This is a genomic window from Achromobacter spanius, assembly GCF_003994415.1.
GTDB lineage: Bacteria > Pseudomonadota > Gammaproteobacteria > Burkholderiales > Burkholderiaceae_B > Achromobacter > Achromobacter spanius_C.
In genome coordinates, this window is sequence record NZ_CP034689.1 from 6606170 (window position 1) to 6622437 (window position 16268).

A 16268-nucleotide genomic window follows, 5' to 3' on the forward strand; every position below is an offset into this window, starting at 1 on the left:
CCGCATCGACATAGATCTCAAGGACGAAAAAAAACGGCAAGGGGTTTAGCCCTTGCCGTTTTATATCAGAACGGCGAACCGTTCCGATGACTGCATCACTTAGATGATACGTGCGGCTTCAACCAGACGCACCACACGCCACGACTTCGAGCGCGAGATGGGACGGCCTTCAGCGATTTCAACCGTATCGCCTTCGTTGTATTGGTTCGATTCATCGTGCGCCTTGTACTTCGCGGAACGCATGATGATCTTGCCGAAGATGGGGTGCTTGACGCGGCGCTCAACGAGCACAACGACAGTCTTGTCCATCTTGTTGCTGACGACCTTGCCAACCAGCGTACGCTGGCGCTTGGCCACTTGGGTGTTTTGAGTTTCGCTCATGTTTATTTCCCTGCCTTCTCGGTCAGCAAGGTACGAACGCGCGCAATGTCGCGACGCACGTTGCGCAGCTGGCTGGTGTTGGCCAGTTGCTGCGTGGCCTTCTGCATACGCAGACCGAATTGTGCCTTCAGCAGGCTTTCGAGCTCTTTGCCGAGCTCGGCGGCGTCTTTCGAACGGAGTTCGCTAGCTTTCATGTTAGTACTCCTTAAGCACCGATATGACGCGCGACGAACGTGGTCGAAATCGGCAGCTTGGCAGCGGCCAGGCGGAAAGCTTCACGCGCGATCTCTTCGCTCACACCTTCCATTTCGTAGAGCACTTTGCCGGGCTGAATTTCAGCGACCCAGTACTCAGGATTACCCTTACCGTTACCCATGCGGACTTCGGCGGGCTTTTGCGAGATGGGCTTATCCGGGAAAATGCGAATCCAGATACGGCCGCCACGCTTGATGTGACGATTGATAGCACGACGAGCGGCTTCGATCTGGCGAGCGGTCAGACGGCCACGGCCGGTGGCCTTCAGACCGAATTCGCCGAACGACACGTGGGTACCACGAGTCGCCAGACCGGTGTTGCGGCCCTTCTGCTCTTTGCGATACTTTCTGCGAGAGGGTTGCAGCATGGTTATTCTCCTTCAGGCGCCGGAGCAGCGTCCGCCTTGCGGGGACCACCACGACCACGGCCACCCGGACGACCGGTGCGAGCACCGTCCGGACGATCACCACGCGGAGCGCGGCGCGGACGACGTTCTTCTTCGCGCGGGGTAGCGGTTTCCGGCGGCAATTCGCCGTTAGCCAGCATGTCGCCCTTATAGACCCAGACCTTGATGCCGATCACGCCATACGTGGTGTGGGCTTCGGAGGTGCCGTAGTCAATATTGGCCTTGAGGGTGTGCAGCGGCACACGGCCTTCGCGATACCACTCGGTGCGAGCAATTTCGATACCGTTCAGACGGCCCGCGCTCATGATCTTGATGCCTTGGGCACCCAGACGCATCGCGTTTTGCATCGCGCGCTTCATTGCGCGACGGAACATGATGCGCTTCTCGAGCTGCTGCGAAATCGAGTCGGCGATCAGTTGAGCGTCGGTTTCCGGCTTGCGGATTTCCTCGATGTTGACGTGCACGGGCACGCCCATCAGACGCTGCAGATCAGCCTTCAGGTTTTCGATGTCTTCGCCGCGCTTGCCGATCACCACGCCCGGACGAGCCGAGTAGACGGTGATGCGGGCATTCTTGGCCGGACGCTCGATGATCACGCGACCAACGGAGGCGCTCTTGAGCTTCTTTTTCAGGTACTCGCGAACGCGAATGTCTTCGGCAAGCATCGTGCCGAAGGCCTTGTCGTCGGCGAACCAACGCGAGGACCAATTACGGGTGACCGCGAGACGGAACCCAGTGGGGTGAATTTTCTGACCCATCGTGACTCCTTAAGCTCCGACCTTGACCGTGATATGGCAGGTCTGCTTCTCGATACGGTTGCCGCGGCCCTTGGCGCGAGCGGAGAAGCGCTTCATCGACTGAGCCTTGTCCACAAAAATCGTGGTGACTTTCAGTTCGTCGATATCGGCGCCGTCGTTGTGCTCGGCGTTGGCGATGGCGGACTCGACAGCCTTCTTCAGGATGACGGCAGCCTTCTTCGGCGAGAAGGTGAGGATTTCCAGGGCACGACCGACCTTCTGACCACGGATCAAGTCCGCAACCAGACGGGTCTTCTGTGCCGAGATGTGCACCCCACGGATAATGGCAGTAGTTTCCATCGCTTACCTCTTCGCCTTCTTGTCCGCAGCGTGGCCCTTGAACGTACGGGTCAGCGCGAACTCGCCCAGCTTGTGACCGACCATGTTCTCGTTGATGTACACGGGAACATGTTGCTTGCCGTTGTGGACCGCGATCGTCAGGCCGATGAACTCGGGCAGGATCGTGGAACGACGCGACCAGGTCTTGATCGGCTTCTTGTCTTTGCCCGCGACGGCCGTGTCCACCTTTTTGATCAGGTGAGCATCGACAAACGGGCCTTTCTTGATCGAACGTGACATAGTGTTCGCCTCTTACTTGCGCTTGCGCCGTTGGACGATCATATTGTTCGTCCGCTTGTTGCGACGGGTCTTGAAACCCTTCGCCGGGGTGCCCCACGGGCTGACCGGCTCGCGTGCTTCACCGGTACGGCCTTCGCCGCCACCGTGCGGGTGATCCACCGGGTTCATGGCAACGCCACGAACCGTCGGGCGGATACCACGCCAACGCATTGCACCGGCCTTGCCGATTTGGCGCAGGCTGTGTTCTTCGTTACCGACTTCACCAATGGTGGCGCGGCATTCGATGTGCACACGGCGAACTTCACCCGAGCGCAGACGAACCTGAGCGTAGATGCCTTCGCGAGCCAGCAGGACGGCGGAAGCGCCGGCCGAACGGACCATTTGAGCACCCTTGCCAGGCAGCATTTCGACGCAGTGAATCGTCGTACCCACCGGGATGTTGCGGATCGGCAGCGTGTTACCAGCGCGGATCGGAGCATCGGTGCCCGACAGCAAGGTAGCACCCACTTCCAGACCACGCGGAGCGATGATGTAACGACGTTCGCCGTCGGCGTAGCACAGCAGTGCAATGTGCGCCGTACGGTTGGGGTCATATTCTAGACGCTCGACCTTTGCCGGGATACCGTCCTTGTCGCGACGGAAGTCGACGACACGGTAGTGTTGCTTGTGACCACCACCACGGTGACGGATCGTGATGTGACCGTTGTTGTTACGGCCAGAACCACGGGTCTTCTTTTCCAGCAGCGGCGCGTAGGGCTCACCCTTGTGCAGGTTCGGGCTAACAACCTTCACCATGCCACGGCGGCCAGCCGAAGTCGGCTTAACTTTTACGAGGGCCATTTACTTCACCTCCGCAAAGTCGATTTCCTGGCCGTCCTTGAGCGACACGTAAGCCTTGCGCTCATTACGGCGGCGGCCAACGAATCGGCCAAAGCGCTTGACTTTGCCCTTACGGTTGAGGACCTGCACGGACTCGACCTGCACCTTGAAGAGCAGTTCGACGGCAGCCTTGATTTCCGGCTTGGTAGCGTCAGCCACGACACGGAAAGCGACTTGCTGATTCTTCTCAGCGACGAACGTGGCCTTTTCGGTCACGATCGGAGCCAGAATGACTTGCATCAAGCGTTCAGCGTTCATCCCAGCATCTCCTCGAGTTGAGCGATGGCCGGCTTGGTGATCAGCACTTTCTTGTAGTGGACCAGCGACAACGGATCGGCATAACGGGGCTCGACAACAGCAACGTGCGGCAAGTTGCGGGTGGCGAGGTAAACATTCTCATCAACGCTGTCGGTGATGATCAGGACCGAGTCCAGGCCCAGGCTCTTCAGCTTTGCAGCAGCAGCCTTGGTCTTGGGCGATTCCAGATCAAACGATTCGACAACGGCGATACGGTCTTCACGAGCCAGTTGCGACAAGATCGAACGGATCCCGGCGCGGTACATCTTCTTGTTGACCTTCTGGCTGAAGTTCTCTTCGGGCGAGTTCGGGAAAATCCGACCACCGCCACGCCACAGCGGCGACGAAGTCATACCAGCGCGTGCGCGGCCGGTACCCTTCTGGCGCCAGGGCTTCTTGGTCGAGTGCTTAACTTCGGCACGATCCTTCTGAGCGCGGTTGCCGGCACGGGCATTGGCTTGGAAAGCCACCACGATCTGATGAATCAGTGCTTCGTTGAAGTCACGGCCGAAGATCGTATCGGGCGCGCTGAACGTAGCAGCGGCCTGACCTTGGTCGTTCAGGAGCTTGAGATCCATTTACTTACGCTCCCTTCTTGGCCGGGGCCTTGATGGCCGGGCGCACGACGATGTCGGCGCCAGCGTGGCCGGGGACAGCGCCCTTGACCAGCAGCAGGCCACGCTCAACGTCAACGCGAACGACGTCGAGGTTTTGAACGGTGCGGGTGACATCACCCAGGTGACCAGCCATCTTCTTACCCGGGAACACGCGACCCGGATCTTGAGCTTGGCCAATCGAGCCCGGGACGCGGTGCGAACGGGAGTTACCGTGCGACGCGCGTTGCGAACCGAAGTGGTGACGCTTGATGGTACCGGCGAAGCCTTTACCAATGGTCGTGCCCGTCACGTCGACCTGTTGGCCGGCTTCGAACACGGATTCCACGGCAATCACGGCACCGGCTGCAAATTCAGCAGCGCGAGCGGGATCAAGGCGGAATTCTTTGAGGATGCTACCGGCTTCAGTGCCGGCTTTGGCGTAGTGGCCCGTTTGCGGCTGAGCCACACGCGAGGCACGACGAGTGCCATAAGCCACCTGGATCGCGGCGTAGCCGTCGGTTTCCAGCGACTTAACTTGGGTCACGCGGTTGTTAGACACGTCCAGCACGGTTACCGGGATGGATTCACCTTCCTCGGTAAAAATGCGGGTCATGCCGACCTTGCGACCCACCAGCCCCAGCCGGTGAGCGGCGGGCGTGGGTGTCGAATTCGACATCGTTTTCTCCATTCCTGACTGCGATTGGTCAGGGCTAATCAGGCAAAAGGTAACGGCCTTTGCCCTACGACTATGTTCAACCTGGTTGGTATTACCTCTAGCGACTTCTTTGCCTTGCAGCAAAGGAGCAATTCAAGCTAATCCGCCCATAGTTAGACTCGCCACAAAATGGCAAGCTTGGCATATTAGCATGATTTTTTCAGGCGGCACAAGCACTTAGCCCGCTTTGGGCCTGGGGAAGCGGGCTGTTTTGCCACACTTCAAACGGGCAAAATCGGTTACCGGACGGGTTCCCGATTGGATTGCCCAACAGGCAGCCCCGCGAACAGGGCGCCCTTGAGACAGTAAGTGACCGCTTACCGAGAGACAGCGCGCCTCAAGGCCATGAGTCAAGCCGCCTTCCTGGCCCTGCCGGACTCGTGCCAGGGGATCAGCACCTTGCGCAGCGAACCCACCGCGAAGTAGAGCACAAAGCCGATCATGGCCAGCAGCAGTACCACGGCGAATAGCGTGTCGACCTCCATGTCCTGCAACTTGACGGTGGCCAGGTAGCCCAACCCGCGTGAGCCGGCCACGAACTCCGACACCACCGCGCCAATGATGGACAACACGATCGCCATCTCCATGCCCGTCAATATATAAGGCAGCGACGCCGGTATCACCAACAGGCGGAAACGGCGGCGGCCGGTCGCGTTGCCCACCTGGAAGACTTCGACCAGGCCAGTGTCGACCGATTTCGCTCCCAGATAGCTATTGGCAAACACGGGAAAGAACGCCATCAAGGCCGAGATCACGATCTTGGATTCGATGCCAAAACCAAACCAAAGGATAAAGAGCGGAATCAGCGCGACCTTGGGCGTCAGTTGCAAGGCGACGACGAACGGCTTGAAGATCGTGTCCAGCAGCTCGACCCTGCCCAGCACCTGGCCGATCAATGTGCCCAACACCACCGCGATCACGAACCCGCCCAGGCATTCGGCCAGCGTCGTATAGATGTGGAAATAGGTATCGGGCCGCTGCATCAACTGCACCAGCGCGGCCAGCACGTCCTCGGGCGGCGGCAGCACCAGCGGCGACACGTCAAAAAGCGTCACATAGCTTTTCCACAGGACAAAGAACACCACCACGGAACAGAGTTGAATGGCGAAGCGTTTCATTCAGATCTCCAGGTGCTTGCGCAGTTCGGCGCACAGCCGCGCATAGTCGGGGTGTTCGCGCTGCTCGGTGCGCGGACGCGGCAGATCCACGCGGATCTCCGCCGCCACGCGGCCCGGACGGGCAGACATGACAATGACGCGGTCGGCCAGATGCACGGCCTCGCTGATCGAGTGAGTAATCAGGAACGCCGCGAAGCCCTCGCGCATCCAGATGCGTTCGGCGTCCGCAATGATCTGCTCGCGAGTCAGTGCATCCAACGCACCGAAGGGCTCATCCAGCAGCAGCAACTCGGGGGTTGAGAACAACGCCCGCGCGAACGAGGCACGCTGGCGCATGCCGCCCGATAGCTCCGACGGATTGCGCTTTTCGAATCCGCCAAGGCCGACCATGGCGCACAACTGGCGAGCGCGCTCCAAGTCGGCGCGCGTAGCCCCCGTAGTCATCAGCTTGGGCAGCGCCACATTCTGCTCGATATTCAGCCACGGCAGCAGACGATGCTCTTGAAAGGCGACGCCGAAACGAACCGGGTTGGAAGCGCCCCGCCCCGGCCAGTCGATCTGGCCTTCGCTGGGCGATTCCAAACCGCACAACAGGCGCAGCAGGGTGGACTTGCCGCAGCCGGACGGCCCGATGATGGCCACGAACTCACCCGGCGCGATATGTTGGTTCACTCCCTGCAAGGCGATGGTTACGCCCGAGTCGGTCTTGAATTTCTTGGTGACGTCGACGAAGCGGACGATCGCCGTGCCGGCATCCACCGCCGGCGCTATGGATAGAGCGTCAGGCAACGGCACTCTCCCAGATGTCGTTGGTATAGAGCTTGCGATCGGTCGCGCGCATCAGGCCGGCGTCCAGCAGCAGCTTGCTGCCTTCCTGCCATTGCTTGGGATCGTTGCGCACCGCCTGCTCGGCGCCATGGCTCAGCCACAGTTCGCGGTTGCCGCGCAGGTCTTGCAGCGCGATATCCGTTTTGTCGATACCAGGGATATCGAACGCGCCCCCCATCAGCGCAATGGCTTGCAGCAGCGCTGCGTCATCCATTGCGGCCAGTTCCCTCACGGCTTGCACCACGCCCCGAGTGAAGGCGACATAGCCGTCACGGTTTGCCGCCAGTTCGCTTTCGCGCGCCACATAGACCTGGCCGGGTACGCCGTCGTCGGCATGCATGACCGAGATTGCCAGCTTTTGCGCCCGCAGACGCGACACCGTGCTGGTATTGCCGAAGAATGCATGCAGGCGGCCGGCCTCAATCATCGCGAACGAGGCGGGGCCGTCGGCCACGCGTTCACGGCGCACCGACTTCGGGTCCACCCCAGCATGCGCCAGCATCAGGTTCAAGGTCGCTTCCATCGAGCCCCCGAACGAGGCCAGCCCGACGATCTTGCCGGCCAGATCGCGCGCGTCCGTGATTGGCGCGCGCTCGGCGGACACTACGACGAAGGGCGAAATCTGGGCAATGGTGCCGAAGGCGACGACGTCGGAGTTGCCTTGCGCGCGGGCCGACATATAGTTCGCGGCGCCCGTGCGGCCGGCGTTGACCTGGCCTGCGGCGGCCAGTTGCACGGCTTGCGCCGCGCCACGGCCGACTTCCACGCGCAGGTCCAGGCTTTGCGCCTTGAACTTGCCAGATGCCGATGCATACAGCACAGGCGCGAATGCCAAGGACAGCGTGAACGGCGTCAGGAACGTGAATTTGCCGCCCGGTGCGGCATGCACCGCACCCGCCGCGGGCAACATCAGGGCGCCCGCCATGCCGGCGGCCGCCCCCAGGAAAGATCTGCGATTCATCAAGGGGTCTCCAAACGGGGACTTCATACAGGGGCTAAATTCGGGGGCTCGTTACGGCAGATACTGCGAGACACACGCATCACGCCTTCGCCGCTGCCGCAGCGCGCTTACGCTCCGCCTTGGCGATGGCGATCGGATGGTCGGCGGGATAGTCCGGCAGGTCCGGGCGGTTCGCGCCCAGCATCACGCACATCAGCGCTTCCTCCTGGCCTTCGTTACGCAGCCCGCGATAGATGCCAGGCGGCACCGAGATCACATCGCGTTCGCCCAGCACGGTTTCGAAGGTCTCGCCCTGGTATTCCAGGAACAAGCGGATGTTGTGGCCGCGCAGGATGAAAAAGGCCTCTTCGACATCGGGGTGTACGTGCATGGGACCTTCGCAGCCGGCGGGCAGCACCATCGTGGAGAACGTGAAGTGCTCGGCCGGAATCGAGTTCTGGTCGTCGCGCACGCCAGCCGCGCCGGTGCCGATGTAGCGCGTTTGCGCACGGCGATAGACGGGGTCGACTTCGGCCTGCCAGCCCAGCGCGTTCCAGTCGTAGGACCGCGTCGCGCGGCGGGCGACCCGGGTCTCCATCCATTCGCCCAGCGTCTTGTCCTTCGGGCGCTTCCAACTGGCGAATTGGGGGTTCTCCTGCTCGGGAACGGGGATCTCGTGGTTTTGGGGTGCAGCATTCATGGCGTTTCCTTTTGGTCACGTTCGGCCAGGCCATTCCTGGCGGGAAAAGACGGGGATTGCGATCAGAACGAGTGCTGGATGCCGACGCCAAACTGGCGACGGCTGATGTCGTCGCCCGTGGTGTGGTCGCGCGTGTCGGTATCGTTGAAGAGCACGTACAGGTTCGTGCGCTTGGACAGGTAGTGCTGGTAGGCCACCCCAACGCCAGATGCCTGGGAAAGCACGGCGTGTTGGTAGCTGGCCATGACGCGGCCGCGGCCGGCCGGAACGCTGACGCCGAACGTGTAGACGCGGTCGCGGTCGCCACCGGCGGCGACGTAGCCGGGCGCGGGGTTCAGATTGATGTCGCGCTGTTCGTTGTAGCCGGCGTGGAGCTTCAAGATCTCGAAATCGTAGGCGGCGGCCAACTGCAGGTTCTTGGCGTCGCGGCGTGCTGGGGTCAGGTTCGACGCGTTCAGTTGCTCGTAGGTGGCGGCCAGCTTCAGCGGGCCGTGGCCGTAGCGCAGGCCGGCCGTCACCACGCGGTCATTGTCAGCCGTCCGGAAGCCCTGCTCCGCATCGGGCGAAAAGCTGTAGCCGATGCCCGCCTCGAGCCCATTCCAGGCTGGCGTGAAGTACAGGACGGAATTGCTGATGCGGCCGTCGACGCCGAAGTCGCCCGATTTATAGCCAAAGGTGTTGCCGATCGAATTGCGTGACCACGACACGCCGAACGGGCTGGCGACAAACGGCGTCCATGCATAGCCGAACACCACTTGGCGTCCCACCCGTACCTCGCCGAATCCGCCCTTCAATCCGACCGTGGCCTGGCGGCCGAACAGCCGGCCTTGTGTGTTGGTGCCGTTGTCGCCGTTGAAGCCGCTTTCCAACTGAAAGGTAGCCGCCAGGCCATTGCCCAGGTCCTCGACCCCGCGCAGGCCCCAGCGCGATTGACTCGAAATACCGCTGTCGACACTGAGCTTGGTGGCGTGGTCATTGGTGTCCGACCGGAAGCCCATGTCAATCAGGCCGTAGAGGGTGATGGACGATGCCTCCACGGCCGGCGCCGCGTGCACGGTATGGGTGGCGATGGGCGCCAGGCTGGAGAAGGCGACGGCGAGGCCGACGGAAACCGCACGGCGCGGCGAGTACTGAGTCATGCTGGTATTCCCCTGGGTTTGTACTTCCACGCGTTAGGGCCGGGCGGCTGGCGCTGCTGCCCGGCCGTTGCAACATCGGCGTGGCGTACGTTTTATTGGTGAAACGTTGATTTGCAAATGAGACGAACGCAGTATAATTGCGCTGCATCAAAAACCATTCCCGGGATTACCCGTATGCCCACTGCACTCACTTCTTCCGTGTCGCCAACGGGATCTGCCCTGGGGCCCGACCCGACGCGCGCCCTGTCCGCCCGACTTGAAGACCTGGATAAAGGCTTCCCTTTGCACCAGGCGCCCTCGGCGATCGGCACCCTCACCTACCGAAGCTCGGGCACCGGCCCCGCCGTGGTTTTGCTGCACGGCATCGGGTCTGCCGCCGGCTGCTGGCTGGATGTCGCGCTGATGTTGCGAGACGGGTTTCGTGTCATCGCCTGGAACGCGCCAGGCTATGCCGGTTCCACGCCGCTGCCCCAGGCGCATCCGTCGGCCGACGATTACGCCGACGCCTTGCATCAGTTGCTGGCGCACGCGGGAGTGTCGGAATGCGTGCTCGTGGGCCATTCCCTTGGCGCCATCGTGGCGGGCGCTTATGCGGCGCGCGGGGCCGGCAACGCGCGGGTCGCGATTCGGCGGCTGGTGCTGCTCAGTCCCGCCCAAGGGTACGCAAGCCATGACGAGGCACAACGCGAGGCCGTACGCACGCGCCGCTTGACCTTATTGGAGGCAGAAGGCATCGAGGGCATCGCCGCGCAACGGGCTGCTGCATTGCTATCGAATGCGGCGACGCCGGCCATGCGGGAATGGGCGAGCTGGAACATGCGCCAGATTTCGCCGACCGGTTACCGCCAAGCGGTCAGCCTCCTGTGCAACAGCGACCTCCTGTCCCGTCCAGCACCCGCCATGCCGGTGGACGTGCGGGTGGGCGAGCTCGACGTCATCACGCCAGCCGCTCAAGGCCAAACCGTGGCACAAGCCTGGCACGCTTCGTTTGCACAGATCGACGGCGCGGGCCACGCCTGCCATATCGAGCGTCCTGCACAAGTCGCCGAGATCGTGCGCGGCTCGGCCAGGAACGGCGGCGTCAAGTCGGAGCTTCCCTTTGCTTGAAGACCCCAACGTGATGCAAGACAAGCGCTACACCGTACCGGCGCTTGAGCGAGGCTTGCGGCTACTGGGCGAGTTCAGCCGTCAAGATCGTGTGCTGGGCGCCCCGGAATTGGCGCGTCGGTTGAACATTCCACGCTCGACCGTGTTCCGGATGTTGAACACACTCGAGACCCTGGGTTTCGTCCGCAAGGCCGACGGCGGCGCGGCGTACAGGCTGGATACGGCCGTGCTGCGCCTGGGCTTTGAGTATCTGGCGTCGCTGGAACTCACCGACCTGGGCCGGCCGTTGTTGGAACGCCTGCGTGACGCTACCGGCTATTCCACCAATCTGGTGGTGCGCGACCGCCGCTCGGCGGTCGTCGTCGCCAAGGTCTCCGCGCCCACGCCCTTCGTCAGCACGGTCTTCGTCGGCACCCGCCTGCCGACCCATGCAACGCTGCTTGGCCGGGCGGTCATGTGCGACCTTTCCCTGCCCGAACTCTTTGATCTTTATGGCGCCGATCCCTTGCCGCCGCACTCAGCGCACACGCCGCGCAGCGTGCCCGCGCTACACGCCCTGCTTCAGGAAGATCTGGCGAGAGGCTATGTGATTGAACGCGGATTCTATGAAGCTATCGTCGGCAGCATTGCGGCGCCCGTGCGCGATGCCAGCGGCCGAGTCATCGCTGCGTTGGGCGTCACCATCCCCACCCTAAGCCCTGAAGAACCGACCATCGACGAAGCCTCCGTCATCCACGCGGTATGCGCCGCTGCGAATGAACTGTCCGCCTCGCTCGATTATGTACCGCCATTGGCAGAGCACAACGTCGTCTCTGGAAGGACCTGACCCTGAACCCGTACCAATTTGAGGATGTACCGATGTTGAAGATAGCCATGGTGGGCTGCGGCGCAATCGGCGTTGCCGCGCTGGAGTTGCTTGCCAGCCGTACTGACTTGGCGGTGACCACGGTGCTTGTGCCCGCATCGCACCTGGACGATGCGCGCCAGCGCATCCAGCCCTGGGCGCCGCAGGCCACCATTCACGCCAGTCTTGACGCGGCGCCCACGCGCCCGAACTTGCTGGTGGAATGCGCCGGCCACGGCGCCATCGTCGAACATGTGTTGCCCGCCCTGCGCGCGGGGATCCCGTGCGTCGTCGCCTCAGTAGGCGCCTTGGCGGCGCCGGGGCTAGTCGAAGAATTGGAGCAAGCCGCGCGGGCCGGCCAGACGCGCGTGCAACTGCTGTCAGGTGCGATCGGCGCCATTGATGCGCTGGCTGCGGCACGGCATGGCGGTCTGGACGAAGTGGTGTACACCGGTCGCAAACCGCCGCTTGCCTGGCGCGGCACACCAGCGGACAAGCAGTTCGATCTGACAGCGCTGGACCATGGCGCTACGGTCATTTTCGAAGGCACCGCGCGCGAGGCCGCGGCCACCTATCCGAAAAACGCCAACGTGGCAGCCACGCTGGCATTGGCCGGGCTCGGGTTGGACCGTACATGTGTGCGCCTGTTGGCCGACCCCGGTGTGCAGGACAACGTGCATCACGTTCATGCCAGGGGTGTATTCGGCGAATTTGAACTGACGATGCGCGGCAAGCCCTTGGCCGCAAACCCGAAGACGTCGTCGTTGACGGTCTACAGCCTGGTGCGGGCCATCTGCAACGCCATGGAACCGGTGGTGATCTGAACACGTCGACCACAGACAACGCCGCAAAAACAAAATGGCCGCATTCCCTGGGGAATACGGCCATTTTTTACGAGCCTACCGGCGAAGGTAGCAGGCTCGGTTCGCCTTACTGCAGCGCGATTTCGACGTCGACGCCGGCCGGCAGGTCCAGACGCATCAGAGCGTCAACGGTCTTGTCGGTGGGATCAACGATGTCCATCAGGCGCTGGTGCGTACGGATTTCGAACTGGTCGCGCGACGTCTTGTTGACGTGCGGCGAACGCAGGACGTCGTAGCGACGGATACGCGTGGGCAGCGGCACCGGGCCGCGGACAACGGCGCCGGTACGCTTGGCGGTGTCGACGATTTCAGCGGCCGATTGATCGATCAGCTTGTAATCGAAAGCTTTCAAGCGGATACGGATCTTTTGGTTTTTCATGGCGTTTCCTAAAGAACGAGAGGCGAAGGCGACGAGGCGCCCTCGCTGGTTGTGTGCTGCTTAAGTGATCCGAATTACTTCAGGATCTTGGCGACGACGCCGGCGCCGACGGTACGACCGCCTTCACGGATGGCGAAACGCAGGCCTTCTTCCATGGCGATCGGAGCCAACAGCTTGACCGTCATGGCCACGTTGTCGCCCGGCAGAACCATTTCCTTGTCGGCCGGCAGCTCGATCGTGCCGGTCACGTCCGTCGTGCGGAAGTAGAACTGGGGACGATAGCCTTGGAAGAACGGAGTGTGACGGCCGCCTTCTTCCTTGGACAGGATGTACACCTCGGACGTGAAGTCCGTGTGCGGCGTGATCGAACCCGGCTTGGCCAACACTTGACCACGCTGGACGTCTTCACGCTTGGTGCCGCGCAGCAGAATGCCCACGTTGTCGCCAGCTTGACCTTGGTCCAGCAGCTTGCGGAACATTTCAACGCCCGTGCAAGTCGTCTTGACCGTCGGCACCAGGCCCACGATTTCGATTTCTTCGCCGACCTTCACGATGCCGCGTTCGATACGGCCGGTAACCACCGTGCCACGACCCGAGATCGAGAACACGTCTTCAACCGGCATCAGGAACGTGCCGTCCACGGCGCGCTCGGGCGTCGGGATGTACGAATCCAGTGCAGCGGCCAAAGCCATGATGGCTTGCTCGCCCAGTTCGCCCTTGTCGCCTTCCAGCGCCAGCTTGGCCGAACCCTTGACGATCGGGGTGTCATCACCCGGGAAGTCGTACTTCGACAGCAGTTCGCGAACTTCCATTTCCACCAGCTCGAGCAGCTCGGCGTCGTCAACCATGTCAGCCTTGTTCAGGAAGACGATGATGTACGGCACGCCAACTTGGCGGCTCAGCAGGATGTGTTCACGCGTTTGCGGCATCGGGCCGTCAGCGGCCGACACAACCAGGATCGCGCCGTCCATTTGCGCCGCGCCCGTGATCATGTTCTTCACATAGTCAGCGTGGCCCGGGCAGTCAACGTGAGCGTAGTGACGCGCTTCCGTTTCGTACTCGACGTGGGCGGTGTTGATCGTGATGCCGCGAGCCTTTTCTTCAGGAGTCGCATCGATCTGGTCGTAGCCCTTGGCTTCGCCACCGAACTTGTTCGACAGAACGGTCGTGATAGCTGCCGTCAACGTCGTTTTGCCGTGGTCAACGTGACCAATCGTACCCACGTTCACATGCGGCTTGGTACGTTCAAACTTGCCTTTTGCCATGATCTCTATCCTTTAACTTTCAAGGAAACTTGAATCTGCCAGGCCACCCGGATGGGTGGACCTGGCCAGGGTTATTTACTTGGCCCGAGCGGCGATGACTTCGTCAGCGACGTTCTTGGGAGCCTCGGAGTAATGCTTGAATTCCATCGTGTACGTGGCACGACCTTGCGTCAACGAACGCAGGTTCGTGGCGTAACCGAACATCTCGGCCAGGGGCACTTCAGCCTTGATGGTCTTGCCGCCACCGACCATGTCGTCCATGCCTTGGACCATGCCGCGACGCGAGGACAGATCGCCCATCACGGTACCAGCGTAGTCTTCCGGCGTTTCGACTTCAACGGCCATCATCGGTTCCAGCAGCACGGGGCTGGCCTTGCGCAGACCTTCCTTGAATGCCATGGAGCCGGCCATCTTGAACGCGTTTTCGTTCGAGTCCACATCGTGGTACGAACCGAAGAACAGCGTGACCTTGACGTCGACGATCGGGTAGCCAGCCAACACGCCCGAAGGCAGCGTTTCCTGGATGCCCTTGTCCACCGCGGGGATGTATTCGCGAGGAACCACACCGCCCTTGATGGCGTCCACGAATTCGTAGCCACCGCCAGGAGCCAAGGGTTCAACCTTCAGCACCACGTGACCGTACTGGCCACGACCGCCCGACTGCTTGACGAACTTGCCTTCAACTTCGTCGCAGGTCTTGCGGATGGTTTCACGGTAGGCCACTTGCGGCTTGCCGACGTTGGCTTCAACGCCAAACTCACGCTTCATGCGGTCGACCAGAATTTCCAGGTGAAGCTCGCCCATACCGGAAATGATGGTTTGGCCGGATTCTTCGTCGCTGCGCACGCGGAACGACGGATCTTCCTGAGCCAGACGCGACAGCGCCAGACCCATCTTTTCCTGGTCAGCCTTCGACTTCGGTTCCACGGCCTGCGAAATCACGGGCTCGGGGAAAATCATGCGTTCGAGCAGGATGTGGGAGTCGGTGTCGCACAGCGTTTCGCCGGTGGTCACGTCTTTCAGACCGACCACGGCGGCGATGTCGCCTGCCAACACTTCCTTGATTTCTTCGCGGTTGTTCGCGTGCATCTGCAGAATGCGACCGATACGTTCCTTCTTGCCCTTGATGGGGTTGTAGACCGTATCGCCCGACTTCAGGACGCCCGAGTAAACGCGCACGAAGGTCAGTTGACCCACGAACGGATCGCTCATCAGCTTGAATGCCAGCGCCGAGAATTTCTCGCCGTCGTCAGCTTCACGCGTGATGGGATTGCCTTCGTCGTCCTGACCGTCAACCGCGGGAATATCCACGGGCGAAGGCAGGTAGTCGATGACCGCGTCCAGCATGCGCTGCACGCCCTTGTTCTTGAAGGCGGTGCCGCACAGCATCGGCTGGATTTCGCCAGCGATGGTGCGTTGGCGGATGGCCAGGTTGATTTCGGCTTCGTCCAAGGCACCCGTTTCCAGGTACTTGTTCATCAGCTCTTCCGACGACTCGGCGGCGGCTTCAACCAGCTTTTCACGCCATTCGTTGGCCAGGCCTTCCAGCTCGGCGGGAATATCGTGGTAGTCGAACTTGATGCCTTGGCTGGCTTCGTCCCAAATGATCGCCTTCATCTTGACCAGGTCGACCACGCCTTGGAACGTGTCTTCGGCACCGATCGGAATCACGATCGGCACGGGATTGGCGCGCAGGCGGTTCTTCAACTGGTCATAGACCTTGAAGAAGTTGGCGCCGGTGCGGTCCATCTTGTTGACGAAGGCCAGACGCGGCACGCCGTACTTGTTGGCTTGGCGCCACACGGTTTCGGACTGCGGCTGAACGCCACCCACCGCGCAATAGACCATGCAAGCACCGTCCAGGACGCGCATGGAACGTTCCACCTCAATGGTGAAGTCCACGTGACCCGGGGTGTCGATGATGTTGATGCGGTGTTCGGGATAGTTCTTCGCCATGCCACGCCAAAACGCCGTCGTAGCTGCCGACGTAATGGTGATGCCACGCTCTTGCTCTTGTTCCATCCAGTCCATGGTGGCTGCGCCATCATGCACTTCGCCAATCTTGTGATTGACGCCGGTGTAGAACAGGATACGTTCGGTCGTGGTGGTTTTCCCTGCATCGATGTGCGCAGAGATACCAATGTTGCGATAGCGCTCGATCGGGGTTTTGCGGGCCATGG

At 61.6% G+C, this 16268-nt stretch carries 21 protein-coding genes; 3 read left to right on the forward strand and 18 right to left on the reverse strand.

All coding sequences use genetic code 11. The features are described from left to right. Positions 1 to 99 precede the first annotated feature (99 nt). The 15 genes from rpsQ to ELS24_RS30430 form a co-directional block, all read right to left on the reverse strand. Entirely contained in the window at positions 100 to 381 is a 282-nt protein-coding gene (gene rpsQ / locus ELS24_RS30360; RefSeq protein ID WP_006216549.1) for a 30S ribosomal protein S17, read from the reverse strand. Positions 382 to 383: 2 nt separating this feature from the next. Continuing rightward, positions 384 to 575, reverse strand: coding sequence for a 50S ribosomal protein L29 (gene rpmC / locus ELS24_RS30365; protein ID WP_003806912.1), 192 nt, complete (start codon positions 573 to 575; stop codon positions 384 to 386). A gap of 11 nt (positions 576 to 586) precedes the next feature. Further along, the gene (gene rplP / locus ELS24_RS30370; protein WP_006216552.1) at positions 587 to 1003 is read right to left on the reverse strand and encodes a 50S ribosomal protein L16; all 417 of its coding nucleotides are present in this window, start codon (positions 1001 to 1003) and stop codon (positions 587 to 589) included. 2 nt (positions 1004 to 1005) lie between these two features. Then, a complete protein-coding gene (gene rpsC / locus ELS24_RS30375) occupies positions 1006 to 1800 on the reverse strand; it encodes a 30S ribosomal protein S3 (RefSeq protein WP_050448288.1) in 795 nt (264 codons plus the stop codon). A 9-nt stretch (positions 1801 to 1809) separates the two neighbouring features. Beyond that, positions 1810 to 2139 (reverse strand): 50S ribosomal protein L22, encoded by a 330-nt coding sequence (gene rplV / locus ELS24_RS30380; RefSeq protein WP_006227021.1) that lies wholly within the window; start codon positions 2137 to 2139, stop codon positions 1810 to 1812. 3 nt (positions 2140 to 2142) lie between these two features. Beyond that, positions 2143 to 2418, reverse strand: a complete 276-nt coding sequence (gene rpsS / locus ELS24_RS30385; RefSeq protein ID WP_006216555.1) for a 30S ribosomal protein S19 — start codon at positions 2416 to 2418, stop codon at positions 2143 to 2145. A gap of 12 nt (positions 2419 to 2430) precedes the next feature. Beyond that, positions 2431 to 3258 carry a 50S ribosomal protein L2 gene (rplB, locus tag ELS24_RS30390; RefSeq protein ID WP_006216556.1) on the reverse strand — a complete coding sequence of 276 codons (828 nt, stop codon included), beginning with the start codon at positions 3256 to 3258 and terminating at the stop codon, positions 2431 to 2433. Continuing rightward, positions 3259 to 3555 (reverse strand): 50S ribosomal protein L23, encoded by a 297-nt coding sequence (gene rplW / locus ELS24_RS30395; protein ID WP_006216557.1) that lies wholly within the window; start codon positions 3553 to 3555, stop codon positions 3259 to 3261. After that, positions 3552 to 4172 carry a 50S ribosomal protein L4 gene (gene rplD / locus ELS24_RS30400; protein ID WP_006216558.1) on the reverse strand — a complete coding sequence of 207 codons (621 nt, stop codon included), beginning with the start codon at positions 4170 to 4172 and terminating at the stop codon, positions 3552 to 3554. Before rplD ends, rplW begins: the two co-directional genes overlap by 4 nt. Before the next feature lie 4 nt (positions 4173 to 4176). After that, positions 4177 to 4866 carry a 50S ribosomal protein L3 gene (gene rplC / locus ELS24_RS30405; RefSeq protein ID WP_050448287.1) on the reverse strand — a complete coding sequence of 230 codons (690 nt, stop codon included), beginning with the start codon at positions 4864 to 4866 and terminating at the stop codon, positions 4177 to 4179. Positions 4867 to 5255: 389 nt separating this feature from the next. After that, complete coding sequence (locus tag ELS24_RS30410; RefSeq protein WP_127186186.1) at positions 5256 to 6023, reverse strand: ABC transporter permease; 768 nt, start codon at positions 6021 to 6023, stop codon at positions 5256 to 5258. Beyond that, complete coding sequence (locus ELS24_RS30415) at positions 6024 to 6812, reverse strand: ABC transporter ATP-binding protein (RefSeq protein ID WP_230693710.1); 789 nt, start codon at positions 6810 to 6812, stop codon at positions 6024 to 6026. After that, on the reverse strand, positions 6805 to 7812 hold the full coding sequence (locus ELS24_RS30420; RefSeq protein WP_164741323.1) for an ABC transporter substrate-binding protein: 1008 nt from the start codon (positions 7810 to 7812) through the stop codon (positions 6805 to 6807). Before ELS24_RS30420 ends, ELS24_RS30415 begins: the two co-directional genes overlap by 8 nt. A 79-nt stretch (positions 7813 to 7891) precedes the next feature. Beyond that, a complete protein-coding gene (locus ELS24_RS30425) occupies positions 7892 to 8491 on the reverse strand; it encodes a cupin domain-containing protein (RefSeq protein WP_050448284.1) in 600 nt (199 codons plus the stop codon). A 62-nt stretch (positions 8492 to 8553) separates the two neighbouring features. Next, the gene (locus ELS24_RS30430; protein WP_127186188.1) at positions 8554 to 9630 is read right to left on the reverse strand and encodes a porin; all 1077 of its coding nucleotides are present in this window, start codon (positions 9628 to 9630) and stop codon (positions 8554 to 8556) included. Positions 9631 to 9804: 174 nt separating this feature from the next. Between ELS24_RS30430 and ELS24_RS30435 the strand changes: the two genes are divergently transcribed. The 3 genes from ELS24_RS30435 to ELS24_RS30445 are packed head-to-tail and all read left to right on the forward strand — an operon-like array spanning position 9805 to position 12405. Next, positions 9805 to 10737, forward strand: coding sequence for an alpha/beta fold hydrolase (locus tag ELS24_RS30435; protein ID WP_164741324.1), 933 nt, complete (start codon positions 9805 to 9807; stop codon positions 10735 to 10737). A gap of 13 nt (positions 10738 to 10750) precedes the next feature. Further along, entirely contained in the window at positions 10751 to 11563 is an 813-nt protein-coding gene (locus tag ELS24_RS30440; RefSeq protein WP_127186503.1) for an IclR family transcriptional regulator, read from the forward strand. A 32-nt stretch (positions 11564 to 11595) separates the two neighbouring features. Continuing rightward, entirely contained in the window at positions 11596 to 12405 is an 810-nt protein-coding gene (locus ELS24_RS30445) for an aspartate dehydrogenase (RefSeq protein WP_127186190.1), read from the forward strand. 106 nt (positions 12406 to 12511) lie between these two features. Here the strand turns inward: ELS24_RS30445 and rpsJ are convergent, their stop codons facing one another. The 3 genes from rpsJ to fusA form a co-directional block, all read right to left on the reverse strand. After that, positions 12512 to 12823, reverse strand: coding sequence for a 30S ribosomal protein S10 (rpsJ, locus tag ELS24_RS30450; RefSeq protein ID WP_003806903.1), 312 nt, complete (start codon positions 12821 to 12823; stop codon positions 12512 to 12514). A gap of 74 nt (positions 12824 to 12897) precedes the next feature. Beyond that, positions 12898 to 14088, reverse strand: a complete 1191-nt coding sequence (gene tuf, locus ELS24_RS30455) for an elongation factor Tu (protein WP_006221899.1) — start codon at positions 14086 to 14088, stop codon at positions 12898 to 12900. A gap of 75 nt (positions 14089 to 14163) precedes the next feature. Beyond that, positions 14164 to 16266 carry an elongation factor G gene (fusA, locus tag ELS24_RS30460; protein ID WP_050450090.1) on the reverse strand — a complete coding sequence of 701 codons (2103 nt, stop codon included), beginning with the start codon at positions 16264 to 16266 and terminating at the stop codon, positions 14164 to 14166. Positions 16267 to 16268: the final 2 nt, after the last annotated feature.

Bases quoted from the DNA above. Each gene is read 5' to 3' on its own strand.
- ELS24_RS30410 (WP_127186186.1), bottom strand. From the start codon at position 6,023: ATGAAACGCTTCGCCATTCAACTCTGTTCCGTGGTGGTGTTCTTTGTC.
- rplP (WP_006216552.1), bottom strand. From the start codon at position 1,003: ATGCTGCAACCCTCTCGCAGAAAGTATCGCAAAGAGCAGAAGGGCCGC.
- rpsQ (WP_006216549.1), bottom strand. From the start codon at position 381: ATGAGCGAAACTCAAAACACCCAAGTGGCCAAGCGCCAGCGTACGCTG.
- fusA (WP_050450090.1), bottom strand. From the start codon at position 16,266: ATGGCCCGCAAAACCCCGATCGAGCGCTATCGCAACATTGGTATCTCT.
- rpsS (WP_006216555.1), bottom strand. From the start codon at position 2,418: ATGTCACGTTCGATCAAGAAAGGCCCGTTTGTCGATGCTCACCTGATC.
- rplD (WP_006216558.1), bottom strand. From the start codon at position 4,172: ATGGATCTCAAGCTCCTGAACGACCAAGGTCAGGCCGCTGCTACGTTC.
- ELS24_RS30440 (WP_127186503.1), top strand. From the start codon at position 10,751: ATGCAAGACAAGCGCTACACCGTACCGGCGCTTGAGCGAGGCTTGCGG.
- ELS24_RS30435 (WP_164741324.1), top strand. From the start codon at position 9,805: ATGCCCACTGCACTCACTTCTTCCGTGTCGCCAACGGGATCTGCCCTG.
- rplW (WP_006216557.1), bottom strand. From the start codon at position 3,555: ATGAACGCTGAACGCTTGATGCAAGTCATTCTGGCTCCGATCGTGACC.
- ELS24_RS30420 (WP_164741323.1), bottom strand. From the start codon at position 7,812: ATGAATCGCAGATCTTTCCTGGGGGCGGCCGCCGGCATGGCGGGCGCC.
- rplV (WP_006227021.1), bottom strand. From the start codon at position 2,139: ATGGAAACTACTGCCATTATCCGTGGGGTGCACATCTCGGCACAGAAG.
- rpmC (WP_003806912.1), bottom strand. From the start codon at position 575: ATGAAAGCTAGCGAACTCCGTTCGAAAGACGCCGCCGAGCTCGGCAAA.
- rpsJ (WP_003806903.1), bottom strand. From the start codon at position 12,823: ATGAAAAACCAAAAGATCCGTATCCGCTTGAAAGCTTTCGATTACAAG.
- ELS24_RS30445 (WP_127186190.1), top strand. From the start codon at position 11,596: ATGTTGAAGATAGCCATGGTGGGCTGCGGCGCAATCGGCGTTGCCGCG.
- rplC (WP_050448287.1), bottom strand. From the start codon at position 4,866: ATGTCGAATTCGACACCCACGCCCGCCGCTCACCGGCTGGGGCTGGTG.
- rpsC (WP_050448288.1), bottom strand. From the start codon at position 1,800: ATGGGTCAGAAAATTCACCCCACTGGGTTCCGTCTCGCGGTCACCCGT.
- ELS24_RS30425 (WP_050448284.1), bottom strand. From the start codon at position 8,491: ATGAATGCTGCACCCCAAAACCACGAGATCCCCGTTCCCGAGCAGGAG.
- rplB (WP_006216556.1), bottom strand. From the start codon at position 3,258: ATGGCCCTCGTAAAAGTTAAGCCGACTTCGGCTGGCCGCCGTGGCATG.
- tuf (WP_006221899.1), bottom strand. From the start codon at position 14,088: ATGGCAAAAGGCAAGTTTGAACGTACCAAGCCGCATGTGAACGTGGGT.
- ELS24_RS30430 (WP_127186188.1), bottom strand. From the start codon at position 9,630: ATGACTCAGTACTCGCCGCGCCGTGCGGTTTCCGTCGGCCTCGCCGTC.